This is a genomic window from Lentzea sp. NBC_00516 (assembly GCF_036346835.1).
GTDB classification, from domain to species: domain Bacteria; phylum Actinomycetota; class Actinomycetes; order Mycobacteriales; family Pseudonocardiaceae; genus Lentzea; species Lentzea sokolovensis.
The window spans coordinates 6,866,492-6,878,612 of record NZ_CP107840.1 but is presented as its reverse complement, the minus strand read 5'-3'; the positions used below and the strand labels follow the sequence as shown (position 1 = coordinate 6,878,612).

12 protein-coding genes and 1 tRNA gene are annotated in these 12,121 nt (G+C 67.4%); 4 read left to right on the top strand and 9 right to left on the bottom strand.

Translation table 11 applies throughout. The annotated features are described in order from the left end of the window. Positions 1-24 precede the first annotated feature (24 nt). Both OG205_RS31260 and OG205_RS31255 read right to left on the bottom strand, forming a co-directional pair. Entirely contained in the window at positions 25-975 is a 951-nt protein-coding gene (locus tag OG205_RS31260) for a BtrH N-terminal domain-containing protein (protein WP_330271555.1), read from the bottom strand. Positions 976-1,609: 634 nt separating this feature from the next. Continuing rightward, positions 1,610-3,424: a S9 family peptidase gene (locus tag OG205_RS31255; RefSeq protein ID WP_330271554.1), complete on the bottom strand. Its 1,815-nt coding sequence runs from the start codon at positions 3,422-3,424 to the stop codon at positions 1,610-1,612. Between the two features lie 215 nt (positions 3,425-3,639). On the opposite strand from OG205_RS31255, the gene OG205_RS31250 reads away from it, so the two are divergent. Next, the gene (locus OG205_RS31250) at positions 3,640-4,119 is read left to right on the top strand and encodes a GAF domain-containing protein (protein ID WP_330271553.1); all 480 of its coding nucleotides are present in this window, start codon (positions 3,640-3,642) and stop codon (positions 4,117-4,119) included. Here the strand turns inward: OG205_RS31250 and OG205_RS31245 are convergent. Together OG205_RS31245 and OG205_RS31240 are read right to left on the bottom strand one after the other, a co-directional pair. Further along, positions 4,112-4,408, bottom strand: coding sequence for an antibiotic biosynthesis monooxygenase family protein (locus tag OG205_RS31245; RefSeq protein WP_330271552.1), 297 nt, complete (start codon positions 4,406-4,408; stop codon positions 4,112-4,114). The genes OG205_RS31250 and OG205_RS31245 overlap by 8 nt on opposite strands. Before the next feature lie 10 nt (positions 4,409-4,418). Next, the gene (locus OG205_RS31240; RefSeq protein ID WP_330271551.1) at positions 4,419-4,550 is read right to left on the bottom strand and encodes a hypothetical protein; all 132 of its coding nucleotides are present in this window, start codon (positions 4,548-4,550) and stop codon (positions 4,419-4,421) included. A gap of 641 nt (positions 4,551-5,191) precedes the next feature. Here OG205_RS31240 and OG205_RS31235 point away from each other — a divergent pair. After that, positions 5,192-5,506, top strand: coding sequence for a hypothetical protein (locus OG205_RS31235; protein WP_330271550.1), 315 nt, complete (start codon positions 5,192-5,194; stop codon positions 5,504-5,506). Between the two features lie 52 nt (positions 5,507-5,558). On the opposite strand, the gene OG205_RS31230 is transcribed toward OG205_RS31235, so the two are convergent. The 3 genes from OG205_RS31230 to OG205_RS31220 all read right to left on the bottom strand — a co-directional run bounded on the left by OG205_RS31230 (position 5,559) and on the right by OG205_RS31220 (position 7,536). Continuing rightward, positions 5,559-6,113 (bottom strand): hypothetical protein, encoded by a 555-nt coding sequence (locus OG205_RS31230; protein WP_330271549.1) that lies wholly within the window; start codon positions 6,111-6,113, stop codon positions 5,559-5,561. A 376-nt stretch (positions 6,114-6,489) separates the two neighbouring features. Continuing rightward, positions 6,490-6,563, bottom strand: a tRNA-Pro gene (locus OG205_RS31225). Between the two features lie 19 nt (positions 6,564-6,582). Beyond that, positions 6,583-7,536, bottom strand: coding sequence for a metallophosphoesterase (locus tag OG205_RS31220; protein ID WP_330271548.1), 954 nt, complete (start codon positions 7,534-7,536; stop codon positions 6,583-6,585). Positions 7,537-7,604: 68 nt separating this feature from the next. Between OG205_RS31220 and OG205_RS31215 the strand changes: the two genes are divergently transcribed. Further along, entirely contained in the window at positions 7,605-8,075 is a 471-nt protein-coding gene (locus tag OG205_RS31215; RefSeq protein WP_330271547.1) for a GatB/YqeY domain-containing protein, read from the top strand. Between the two features lie 43 nt (positions 8,076-8,118). Here OG205_RS31215 and OG205_RS31210 read toward each other — a convergent pair whose 3' ends face one another. Then, entirely contained in the window at positions 8,119-8,835 is a 717-nt protein-coding gene (locus OG205_RS31210; RefSeq protein WP_330271546.1) for a haloacid dehalogenase type II, read from the bottom strand. Between the two features lie 52 nt (positions 8,836-8,887). On the opposite strand from OG205_RS31210, the gene OG205_RS31205 reads away from it, so the two are divergent. Then, entirely contained in the window at positions 8,888-9,532 is a 645-nt protein-coding gene (locus OG205_RS31205) for a GntR family transcriptional regulator (RefSeq protein ID WP_330271545.1), read from the top strand. Between the two features lie 3 nt (positions 9,533-9,535). Here OG205_RS31205 and OG205_RS31200 read toward each other — a convergent pair whose 3' ends face one another. Beyond that, complete coding sequence (locus tag OG205_RS31200; protein ID WP_330271544.1) at positions 9,536-11,968, bottom strand: transglycosylase domain-containing protein; 2,433 nt, start codon at positions 11,966-11,968, stop codon at positions 9,536-9,538. Positions 11,969-12,121 lie beyond the last annotated feature (153 nt).

Here is a 12,121-nt window from a genome sequence, read left to right as displayed (position 1 = left end):
CCGACGGTTGGTCGGCCTGACGGCTCAGAGCATCAGCAGACGGATGGCCCGTTCCTCGATGGAACGGGCCTCGTCCACTTTTCCGGCCAGGTCGTCGTAGTCGCCGCCGTTCGCGATCTCCGACCAGAGCGCGCCCGACGCCCGGAACTCCTGTGCACCAGGCAGTCCGGCTTCTTCGAGGAACTCGGCGTAGAGCGGCCGCGTAGCTGCGGGCGCGGTGAACTCGACCTCCAGGCAGTCGCGCAGCCGCTGCTTCACGAACCCGGGGTCGTCGGCCCAGCGCCGGCCCCAGCCCTTCTTCCCCTTGTCGCGCAACTGCTCCGCGAGCTTGCGCATGCCGGAGAAGCCGAAGTTCACGTCGAAGTTGTTGCCCAGCACCGGCCCGGTGAGGTGCTCGCACGTCATCTTGACGGCCGCGGCAACGTCCGGCTCGCCTGTCCGTTCGCCGATGCTGATCATCTCGTGCCTGCCCTGACCCCAGCTGGCCATGAACTCGCCGAGCGGCTGCACGTTGGTCCCGTGGTTGTGCACGGTGACCGTGTCGCCGTCTGTCCCCAGCACCCCGACCGGGTGCTTCTCCTTGCCCAGCAAGCAGATCACCGGCCCGTCAACATCGCGGAGCTGCTTCTCGGCCTTGCGCGCCGAGGTCGTGCTGGTGACGTCGTGCGCGATGTTGGCGTGCGCGAGCGCGGTCGGGATGAACGGCGCCGGGTGGTGCCGCGCAACGATCGTCATGGTCGGCGTGTGGCCCTTGTACTCGAACACGAAGTACATGAACCCGATGCCGCCGCCCAGCCCAGCGAGCATCGCCTCGGACCACTCGTCGTCGAGCATCTCCCGCAGCAGCCAGGAGTCGTGCATCTGACCCGTCGGCCGGGCGTCCTTGAGCACGTGCCTGCGGGCGGTGGTGTACGACTCGCCAGTGCGCTCCATCCGGGCGCGAACCAGGCGCTTGAACGACTTCTGCTCGGTCATGGCGTGCCTTTCGCGGACGCGCTGGAGCCGTTCCCCACGCCTTGCTCTGCTCGTCCGGGCTGCGTTCGTGCACACGACAGACACGACTGACCGGCGCCGGGAGGACAGGAGTCCCCTTTGCCTCCGCGACGCCGGCCAGCGTGGGTGACCGATCAGGAGGTGAGGCGCTCGGCAGCGCCATCACCATGCTACTTCGGGTACCGCTGCACGACGAGCGCTCCGCAGCCAACCCGGGACCGTCTCCCAGGCCCATCGCGAGCGATCTCCACGGCCAACGCTGGGACCGTTCTGCCCCGGAACCAACGCCGGGACCGCGCCGGGATCGTTCCACCCTGGAGCCGGCGCCGGGACCGCTCTGGTGCCGGGACCGTTCCGCTCCTGGAGCCAGCGCCGGGACCGTTGTGGCGCCGGGACCGCTCCGGTGTCAGCGCCGGGACCGTTCCGAGTCCGTCCCGGCCGTGTCGCAGTGGTCGTGTCGGCGTGGCCGAGCTGCCGTGCCACCGCTCCCCGCGCGATTCCTCATGACGCAACGCGCGATCCCCGGATTTGGTTCCCGCTCTGTCCACAGGTACCCGAGTCTCAGATAACCGCAGGTCAACGAATAGGCAGCCTGTGGACAACTCGCGATCATGAACTACTTCGCGGCCAGGTGCCGCCTTGCGAAGTCCACTTCGGCCGCCGTCTGACGGATCGTCTCCGCGACGACCAACGAGCCGTGGCCCGCGTCGTAGCGGTACATCTCGTAGGCGTGGTCGCGGGCCGCGAGCGCGTCGAGGTAGTTGTCGATCTGCCTGATCGGGCAGCGCGGGTCGTTCTCGCCCGCGAGGATCAGCACCGGCGCGGTGACCTGGTCGACGTAGGTGAGCGGCGAGCACTCCTTGTACAGCTCGGGCAGTTCCTCCGGGGAGCCGCCGAACAGTGCGCGGTCGAACGCCCGCAGCGGTTCCATCTCGTCCTCGTAGGCGGCGAAGTAGTCCGCCACCGGGACGCCCGCGACGCCGACGGTCCAGCGTTCCGGCTGGGTGCCGATGCCGAGCAGGGTCAGGTAGCCGCCCCACGAGGCGCCGTTGAGGACCGACTTCGACGGGTCGGTGAGGCCCGATTCGACCGCCCAGTCGTGCACGGCGGCGATGTCCTCGAGTTCGGTGATGCCCGGCCTGCCCTCGATGGCGTCACGCCACTTCGAGCCGTAGCCGCTGGAGCCGCGGTAGTTCACGTGCACGGTGGCGAACCCGGCGTCCAGCCACACCGCGCGGTAGGCGGAGAAGCGGTCCTCGTCGGAGGAGTGCGGGCCGCCGTGGATCAGGAAGACGGTCGGGAACGGGCCCTCGCCCTCGGGCTTCGAGACCATCGCGTGCACGTCGCCGACGAACACGTCCTCCAGCGGCGCGGACGTCGCGGGTTTGGCGCCGGCGGGCTCGACCAGCACGCGTTCGGTGCCGTCGGTGGCCAGCGCGCGGATGACCGTGGACCTCTCGGCGGACGACCAGGAGTACTCGATCGTGCCGTCCGGGCGCACGCCCGCCGAGCCGATCACGCCGGGGGCGGTGTCCAGAGTGGACAGTTCGCCGGTCGTGAGGTCGTAGCGGTGCGCGGTGTTGCGGGCGTGGTGGGTGTGCACGATCAGCAACGCGGACGCGTCCGGGTACCAGTCGGCGGAGACCTCACCCGGCAGGTCGAGGACGATCTCCTGCTCGGTGCCGGCGGCGACGTCCCAGATCAGCAGCTCTTCGCGACCGCGGCGCTCGTGCAGCACCAGCAGCCGCTGGTCGCCGCGCACCGGGCTGAACGAGATGGCGTCGAGGCCCTTGCCCTTGCCGTCCCACTTCTCGGCGATCGTCTCGCCGTTGTCCGCGTTGAGCGCGCGCAGGGCCATGTGCCGGTTGTCGCCGTGCTCGGAGTGCGCGATCACGACGATCGACTCGTCCTTGGACAGCGCGGTGACGCCGGCGTCGTTGACGTGCTGGTAGAGCACCTCGCTCTTGCCGTTGCGCGCCAACCACACCGTGGTGCCGTCGTCGGTCGACGCGGCCACCGCCGTGACGGTGCGGCCGATCTCCAGACCCGCCGGGTAGCCGGGGGTCACGTCGGCGACCGCGGGCTCCGCCTTGCTGCCGTCGGCCTTGAACGGCTCGCGCACCCAGACGCCGAACTCGTCGCCGTCGTGGTCGTCGAACCACCAGATCTCGGTGCCGTCCGGGTTCAGCGTGGCGTGCGACGTGCCGTTCGGGCGGTCGGTGACCTTGCGGTGCTCGTCCGTTTCGCGGTCCCAGGAGTAGATCTCCCACACGCCACTCGCGTTGGAGACGTACAGAGTGCGGTCCGGTGCGTCGTCGGCCCATCCGGGCAGGCTCATCCGGGGAGCGGTGAACCGCTCACGCCACCGGGTCTCGGCGGCCGCGTCCTCGAAGAGCTGTTCCGGAATCTCGGGAGAAGGGTGCGTGGTCACGGTTCAACACTAGAGTCAGCGGTCGGTTCTAGGGGGATTCCACCTGACAGAACCACCACAGTGGGGTGTGCTGCTGGTACGCCGCGCTGGAGTCCGCCGTCCTGCGGGCACCAGCATTCTTTGTCACAAGGCCACAGCCCGAGGAACCGCAGCTGATTAGTTGAATCGAGTCAGAGGTTCTAGGTGTGGGGTTGCGCGAGAGTTAACGTTGATGCATGTCCGAAACGATGGATCGCCTCGCCGGGGCCGCCACGTTGGAGGAAGTGCAACGTATCGTCCGCACCACGGCCAGGTCGTCGCTGGTCGCGCACGGTGCGACGCTGGTGCTGCTCGACGGCGACCTCTGCTACTACGCCGACGAGGACTCGATGAGCCCGCTGTGGAAGGGCCAGCGCTTCCCCGCCGTGAACTGCATCAGCGGCTGGGCGATGCTGAATCGTCAGACCGTGGCGATCAGGGACATCCGCTTCGACTCGAGGATTCCTCAGGAAGCGTATCGGCCGACCTTCGTGCGAAGCCTGCTGATGGCCCCGATCCTGCGCCCGGAACCGCTCGGCGCCATCGGCTGCTACTGGGCCGTCCCGCACACCGCGACCCCCGAAGAGACCGAAACGCTGGAGTCACTGGCCCTGGCCGCCGGCGAGGCGCTCGAACGCTTCCCGGAAGGCCTGCCCGCGCGGGGCTTCATCAACTGACGTCCTGGAAGTGCCGCAGCGCCAACGGCCGCTGCAGGTACTCGTCCTCATCGGGGAACGTCACCGGATCGGTGCGCCAGCCGGGACCGGCGTAGTTCTCCAGCGCCTGCTCGTCCCGCCACCGGCTCACGTACTGCACGCGCCGCGGGTCGTCGAGGTCGACGAGCACCTCGTGCCCCACCAGTCCGTCGTAGATCTCGGGAAACGTCCTGACGAGATCCCGCACCCGCGCGACGAACTCCTGCTCCCGGCCCGGCTTCACCAGAGCCTCCGACACCCGCGTCAGCATGGTGCCGAGCCTATTGCCGGCCGAGCTCCTCCTCGAAGATCCGGTCGACCTGCCGCGAAGCACGCGACAACGCCCGGACCGCGATGAAGACCACGATGAAACCGACGGCCACGACGGCCGTCACCCAAGCAGAAGTGAGCATGAAAACGATCCCCAGGGACTGCAGCACGACAATTGCTTTGGCCGCTATGACGATCCAGGACCTAGTAGAAGCATTGGCGGCGGAGGCGGAGTCCATCACTTACATCTCCCGACTTGTTCAACGGTGGCTGAACCACAGCCTTCGTCGTTTGGATCAAGACCCCCGTTACGCAACGTCAGTTGAACCGTCAACCTTCACTCGTAAGGGTTAACGCTACGTGGTCGTTCCGGAATATTTGAACCGGAACGATGGCGCAGTGTCATGCAACGACGGTGGCGTCTACGGCCGCTCGTGTCGAGACGCGTCACACGATCGGGTGGTCTATCGGGAAGGTTGATGACTTTTCGAGGTGACTGCGAAGGACCTTCGACCCTGTGTGCGAAGGGACCTTCCGATCGACTTGTCGACAAACAAAAGGCGAGACAAATTCACGACGAAAGAAAAGGCTCGATTCCAGTCCGGGATGGAATCGGGTTGGGATCGGGTGGGCAGACCGATGCCGCACGAGATGATCTGGGCGTGAACTGGTCCCGAGTCGACGCCTGGCTCCGCACTCACGCGCCCGAGTTGCGCTCCAAGTTCCTGTCGCCAGCCTCTGCGGGCGACGTGGCGGCTGCCGGTCGCTGGAGGTCCGCGAGGCGATGATGCGGATCCGGCGTGAGGTCGCGGTCGATCCGCGGGTGGGGGACGTCGACAGCCACGAGGCGCGAAAGCTGGCTGAACCCGCCGGGTCGCTCATCGGAGACCTGTGGCTGCCGCTCTTCGTCCCGATCGCGGTCAGCGCGTCCGGCAGCTACCTGTTCGTCGATTTGCGAGAAGGGCCGCTGCGCGGGTGCGTGATGGCGTTCGACAACGTCGAGGGCGCAGACGAAGAACCACTCTGGGAGAACCTCGCCGCGATGCTCGACGCGGTGGTGGAGTGGCTCGAGGGCGACTTCCGCTTTCTCCCGAATTAGCCCGGAATGCCGGCCGCGGCGGGGCGCCTCAAGGGCGCCCCACCGGCGGTGGTCATCCGTTGTTCAGCAGGGCGAGGATCTGGTTCAGCAGGGCGGCCAGTGCCTGAAGTCCGGTGGGCGAGCCGGGGAGGGGGATTCCGACGATCGCGCACAGCAGGTTGCCGAGCAGGTTGCCCGGACCCGGTTCCGCGGTGATGTTCAGGTGCACTCGGTCCAGGTGCACGACCAGGCCCAGCAGGTCGAGGTCCAGCGGTCCGAGCACCAGGTCGAGGATCTCGCAGGAGACCTGCGAGACGCCCACCGGGGCCGTGATCTCGCGCGACTCGGTCCCCACCAGCTGACCAGCGGAGTCAGTAAGGGTCAGGTCGACGATGCCGTTGGCGAGCGCGGTGGTGCCGTTCTCCGCGAACCCTGTCGGCGTGAACGTACCGACCACGGTGCCGACGCCGCCCGAGGCATCGGTGAACGTGCCGGTGACAGGCGTGCTCAACGCCGGGGCGGCCGGCGCGGGGGCGGCGGACGCGGTGCCCGCCCCGCCGAATAAGGCGAGCAGAACGGCGACGACCACGGTGACGACCGCGGAGCGGCCAAAGATGCTGAATCTCACGATGAGCTCCTTTCAAGTCACGAACTCGACTCTGCAGGAGTAGCCGAACCGCCTCGAAAGAAACGCTTGGAACGCAGGCAGGAACGTGAGCAATTTCAACTGATCGATATCCCGCTGACCCGTACCCAAATCAACGGGCAATCGTTTGTCGCTCTGTTTTGGGGAAGCTGAAAACAAAGATACCGTATATTACGAAGCTGCTGTGTTGTCTATGGGCGCGCTGGTCGTTGCTGTCTGCCGGCGGTTGGCCGGCGTGCATGCCTTGCCCGCCGCGCTCGGGCGCGGCCTTGAGCGTGGGCGGGCCTCAAAGGCCTGAAAACACAAATCAGCCCCTGTCCACGTCTACTGTGGACAGGGGCTGATTTGTTTTATTCAGTCGGGGTGACAGGATTTGAACCTGCGACCTCTTCGTCCCGAACGAAGCGCGCTACCAAGCTGCGCCACACCCCGGCTGGGAACATGTAGAACTCTACATCATGTCCGCGCCAGCTCCGAATCGGACCCCCTCATTTCGCCCCTGACCAGGCGCAACGGGTCGCGGAACCAAGGTCAGCAGGGAAGCTTCCGGTGGGCAGCAGAAGCGCACCGGCGCGTACGGCGAAGTGCCCATGCCGGCGGACACGTTCATCCACATGTGTGAGCCCCAGCGCGAAACTCCGCGGGCGCGGCCTCGGTCCAGTTCGCAGTTCGTCACCACTGCGCCGTAGAACGGGATGCGGAGCTGGCCGCCGTGTGTGTGGCCGGCCATCACGAAGTCGTAGCCGTCGGCGGCGAACGGGTCCAGCACGCGCGGTTCCGGGGAGTGCGTGACGCCCAGCCTCAAAGCGGCACTGGGATCCGGGGCGCCGGCGATGTCGGCGTAGCGGTCGCGCTTCAGGTGCGGGTCGTCGAGGCCTGCGCAGAAGATGGCCTGGCCGTTCACCATGATGGTCTTGCGCAGGTGGGTGAGGTCTTCCCAGCCGCGTTCGATCATGCCGGCTCGCAGGTCGCGCCACGGGAGCGTCACGCCGTGGATGCGCTTTGTCTTGGACGACGGCAGCAGGTAGCGGACCGGGTTCTTGAGCCTCGGCGCGTAGTAGTCGTTGCTGCCGAAGACGAACACGCCCGGCTTGTCGAGCAGCGGGCCGAGCGCGCGCAACGTGCCGGGGACGGCGTCCTTGTGCGCGAGGTTGTCGCCTGTGTTGACCACGAAGTCCGGGTTCAGGTCGGCCAGCGCGGCCACCCAGCGCTGCTTCGACACCTGGTTCGGCGTCATGTGCAGGTCTGAGATGTGCAGCACGCGGATCGGCTTGGCTCCGGGGGACAGGACCGGCACCGTGGCGGTGCGCAGGGTCCAGTGCCTTCTCTCGATTCCCGCCGCGTACGCGACGGTCGCGGCGCCGAGAGCGGTCGTGGCGAGGAGGGCGCGGCCCAGCTTGTTCACGCGTCAAGGGTACGGAAGGGCGTTAACTCGATCGGCGCGGCATCCGGGGGGCGGTACCGTTCTGCGCCATGGCGGACTTGAAGACGCGGCTGAAGAACGACCTGACTGTCGCGATGAAGGCACGGGAGACCGTCACGGCCGGTGCGTTGCGGATGGCGCTCACGGCCGTCACGAACGAGGAGGTCTCGGGCAAGCAGGCCCGCGAGCTCTCCGACGACGAGGTCGTGAAGGTCCTCTCGCGCGAGGCGAAGAAGCGCAAGGAGGCCGCTGAGGCCTTCGACGGTGCCGGGCGGGCCGAGAAGGCCGACCTGGAGCGCCAGGAGCTCGCCGTGCTGGAGATCTACCTTCCCAAGCAGCTCGACGACGCGGAGCTGCAGTCCATTGTGGACAAGGCGTTCGACGCTGTCGCCGCTCAGCTCGGTGAGGCGCCGGGGCAGAAGCAGATGGGCCAGGTCATGAAGGCCGTCAACGCCGAGGTCGCCGGGCGTGCCGACGGTGGCCGGGTGGCCGCCGCGGTGAAGGCCAAGCTCGTCGGCTAGAACGCAGTGCCGCAGCGGTGGACGACCGCTGCGGCACCCCAACTCAGAACGCCTTGTCGACCGCGTCCGCGAACTCGCCCATCGACCCGAACTCCAGGTCGTAGCTGTAGTCGCCGGACGGCTCCGGCGTCGCGCCCCAGCCCGGACGGTCGCTCCGCCGGTTGATCCACACGGACGGCAGCCCCTCCCGCTTGGCTGGAACGTGGTCGTGGAACAGGCTCTGCGCCACGTGCAGCAGCTCCGAGCGCTGCACGCCCAGCGAGTCCAGCTCGCGATCCAACGCCCGGAAGTGGTTCTCGGCGGGCTTGTACGCGCCGACGTCCTCCGCGGTGATGATCGCCGCGAAGTCTCCGCGCAGCTGCCGGTTGCTGCCCGCGAACCCGGCGCGGTGCACGTTCGACAGAATGATCAACTGGTAGCGGGAAGCCAGGCGCGCCAACGCGTCCGCGGAGTCGGGGAACGCGGGCCAGTCCGGCACCGAGTCACCCAGCCGGCGCGCCCACTCGTCGCTCACTTCACGTCCCAAAGAAACGCCGGTCTGCCGAAAAGCCGTGGCCAGCACGTCCGGGTACAGCGCGGACGGCGTCGCCACCTGGGCGGCCGCCTCCTGCTTGCCGTACGCGAGCAGCAGTTCCTCGTCGGACAGCGAGAGCCCTTGTTCGCGCGCCCACGGTGACAGCACCGCGGCGATGCCGGTCTCCCAGTCGATGAGCGTGCCGTAGCAGTCGAAGCTGAGCGCCTTGAACGCTGTCAGGTCCATGACCCAAACTGTAGTACAGTTCAACTGTAAGGCAACCCGTTAAACTGGCCGCATGTCAGCCCTCGACGGCCTCGAAGTGCGCCGCACCACCACGGCCCAGCAGCTGGCCGACGGCCTCTCCGAACGGATCATGGCCGGCGCTTTCGGCCCTGGTGACAGGCTCAGGGAGAGCGCGATCGCGGCCGAGCTCGGGGTCGCGCGCAACACCATCCGCGAGGCCGTCCGGATCCTGGAGCTGACCGGCCTGGTCCACTACGAGGTCAACCGCGGCGCCGTCGTCATCGCGCCCACGCCGGAGAAGATCGACGCGCTCTACACCGCCCGCGAACGGCTGGAGACCGCCGCGATCGCCCGCACCCCGCGCCCGGAGCAGCTCAAAGCGATCACCGACGCGTTCGAAGAGCTGCAAGAAGCCGCACGGACCGGTCACGGCATCGTCGACCGCGATCTCGCGTTCCACCAGAAGATCGTCGCGCTGCTCGACAGCACGAGGCTGGACGAGTTCTTCGCCTCGCTGACCAAGGAACTGCGCTTCTACCTCACGGTTCTCAGCAAGTCCGAGACGCCAGAGGAGGTCGTGGCGGAGCACGAGGCCATCCTCGACGCCATCCGTCTCGGCGACCGCGCCAGGGCGGTCGCCGAGATCCGTGCCCACGTCGACGTGAGCGTCCAGCGCCTCACAGCGATGCTCGCCTGAGCGCTACCGGGGTTCGGGTTCGGTCGGCAGCGTGATCGGTGGCGGCTCGTTCGGGTTGCCGGGGTTGGGCGGCGGCTGCGACGGCGGCTCCGTGGCCACCGGCGGCGGCACGTACCCCGAGCTCACCGACAGCGTGATCACCGTGCCGCGCAACGCGTTGCCGCGCGGCGACTGGCTGACGACCGTGCCCTTCGTCTTCTCGGAGTTCACCGACTGCTGGCTCACCTTGTAGCCGGCCTGCTCCAGGATCCGCACGGCGTCGTTGGACTGCCTGCCCACGACGTCGGGCACCTGGATCTCGCGGCCGCCCTTGAGGTAGCGCTGCTCCACCTGCGGCAGCTGGGCCACCGGCAGGGGCGCGTGCATCTTCGACATCGTCTCGAACCACGTCTTGGCCGGGATGGTGCCGCCGAAGATGTTGCCGTTGCCGCACAACCGGGGTGCGGCTCCCACGCAGATCGGGCGGGGCGAGTTGCCGTCGTTGAACGTCTGCACGGCGCCCGCGAAGTCCGGGGTCGCGCCGATGAACGCCGCCGACTTGTACTCCTCGGTGGTGCCCGTCTTGGCGATCATCGGCCGGGTCCACTTGGCGGCACGGGCGGCGGCCGCGGCGGTACCACTGCCGACGTCGTCCTTGCTCATGCCGACCGCGAGCCCGTTCGCGAGGCCTTCGGCGACGACCTGCTCGCACGGCGCCTCGTTGACCGGGATCGGCTTGCCGTTGCGGTCCAGCACCTTCGCGATCGGCGTGGGCGGGCACCACTTGCCGCCGCTCACGATGGTCGCCGCGACGTTCGCGAGCTCCAGAGTGGACACCGGCGCGGGCGAGAGCGTGAACGACGCGTTGCCGCCGTTCTGCTTGTAGAACTCGGTCTGCGAGACGCGGTTCTGCTTGTCCTTGGCCTTCGGGTCGGGCCTCGTGCCCTGCAGGTTCGTCGCCATCGTCTCGCGCATGCCCAGCCGCGAGGCCATGTCCACGACCGCGTCCATGCCGGTCTGCTCCTCGAGGATCACGAAGCCGGTGTTCGGCGAGGTCGCGAGAGCCTGCTGCAGCGTCATCGACGACGGGTAGCTCGAGTCGAAGTTCGACAGGCAGTACCAGCGCGTGCCGGGCTCACCGGTGCTCGGGCAGCGCTGGGCGCCACCCTTGAAGACCCGCGAGGTGTGCGAGGTCGGCGTCGGGATGACGTTCTCGATGCCGAGCCCCTTCTCCAGCGCCGCCGCGGCCGTGAAGACCTTGTAGACCGAGCCCGCGCCGAACTTGTTCTCCACGCCGCTGGGCAGGTCGTACGTCGTCTGGCGCAGGTCGGCCTTCAGGCCGTAGTCGCGGTTCGCGACCAGTGCCAGCACGTCGTGGCGCTCCTTGCCGGGCTTCACGATCGCCATCGTGTTCGCGATGCCGTCGGTGCCCTTGCCGACGCCCGCCTCGGCCGCCGCCTTCGCCTGCGAGGTGGCTGCTCTGTCCAAAGTGGTCTGAATGGTGTAGCCGCCGGTGCGCAGTTGTTCCTCGCTGAAACCCGCTCGCTGCAAGTAGTTCACGACGTACGAGCAGAAGAAACCGTTTTCCGGACCGGCGCCGACACAACCGTTCGGCGGGGTGCGAACCGGAGTCGCGAGACCCAGTCCTTCCTTCTTCGCCGCCTCACCCGCGTCGCGCGACAGCTTGTCGTTCTCGACCATCCTGTCGATCACTTTGTTGCGCCGGTCCAAAGCTTTGTCCGGATACGCTTCGGGGTCGAGCGCTGACGGACTGTTCACCATTCCCGCGAGCATCGCGGCTTGTGGAACCGTCAACTTGTCCGGCGTCGTGCTGAAGTAAGCCTGCGCCGCCGCCGCGATGCCGTAAATGGTCGAACCGAATGGAACGACGTTGAGGTACCGGGCGAGGATCTCCTCCTTGCCGAGCTTTCGCTCCAGCTGCAGCGAGATCCGGGCCTCGCGCATCTTGCGCGCGATGGTCTGCTCCTGGGCCTTGGCCTGCTCCAGCTTGTTGTTCCGCGCGACCACGTGGACCAGGTAGTTCTTGACGTACTGCTGGGTCAGCGTGGAGGCGCCCTGCGACACCGAGCCGCTGACCTGGTTCGTCAGTCCCGCGCGGATCGTGCCCTTCCAGTCCACGCCCTGGTGCTCGTAGAACCTGCGGTCCTCGACCGAGATCAGCGCCGCCTTCATGGTCGGCGAGATCTTCTCGGGAGGTGTCAGGACTCTGTACTGGTCGAACAGGTAGGCGATCGGTGCGCCGTCCTTGTCCGTGACCGTGGTGATCAACGGAGGATCCGTCGTCACCAGGTCTGCCGAGATGCTGTCCACAGTGTCGCTGGCTCTGTTCGAGACGAGGCCTGTCGCACCCACGACTGGGAACAGCATGCCGGCGAGGAGAACCCCAGCCAGCAGGCACAGGCCGAGCATCTTGAGCACGCCATTCCTGACTCGCACGCGGGTCAGCGTACGCCGTACACGAACGGGTGAAGGTGATCAGTAAGTGCCGTTACTCAGCATGAGTAGACATACGCAAGACAGGTAACAGTCGGGTGACCCAGGCTTGGACAGGGAACCGAACAGCACTACAGTCCGTCAACGTCCAAGGAA

Bases quoted from the DNA above. Each gene is read 5' to 3' on its own strand.
- OG205_RS31260 (WP_330271555.1), bottom strand. From the start codon at position 975: ATGACCGAGCAGAAGTCGTTCAAGCGCCTGGTTCGCGCCCGGATGGAG.
- OG205_RS31250 (WP_330271553.1), top strand. From the start codon at position 3,640: ATGTCCGAAACGATGGATCGCCTCGCCGGGGCCGCCACGTTGGAGGAA.
- OG205_RS31245 (WP_330271552.1), bottom strand. From the start codon at position 4,408: ATGCTGACGCGGGTGTCGGAGGCTCTGGTGAAGCCGGGCCGGGAGCAG.
- OG205_RS31240 (WP_330271551.1), bottom strand. From the start codon at position 4,550: ATGCTCACTTCTGCTTGGGTGACGGCCGTCGTGGCCGTCGGTTTCATC.
- OG205_RS31235 (WP_330271550.1), top strand. From the start codon at position 5,192: ATGATGCGGATCCGGCGTGAGGTCGCGGTCGATCCGCGGGTGGGGGAC.
- OG205_RS31215 (WP_330271547.1), top strand. From the start codon at position 7,605: ATGGCGGACTTGAAGACGCGGCTGAAGAACGACCTGACTGTCGCGATG.
- OG205_RS31210 (WP_330271546.1), bottom strand. From the start codon at position 8,835: ATGGACCTGACAGCGTTCAAGGCGCTCAGCTTCGACTGCTACGGCACG.
- OG205_RS31205 (WP_330271545.1), top strand. From the start codon at position 8,888: ATGTCAGCCCTCGACGGCCTCGAAGTGCGCCGCACCACCACGGCCCAG.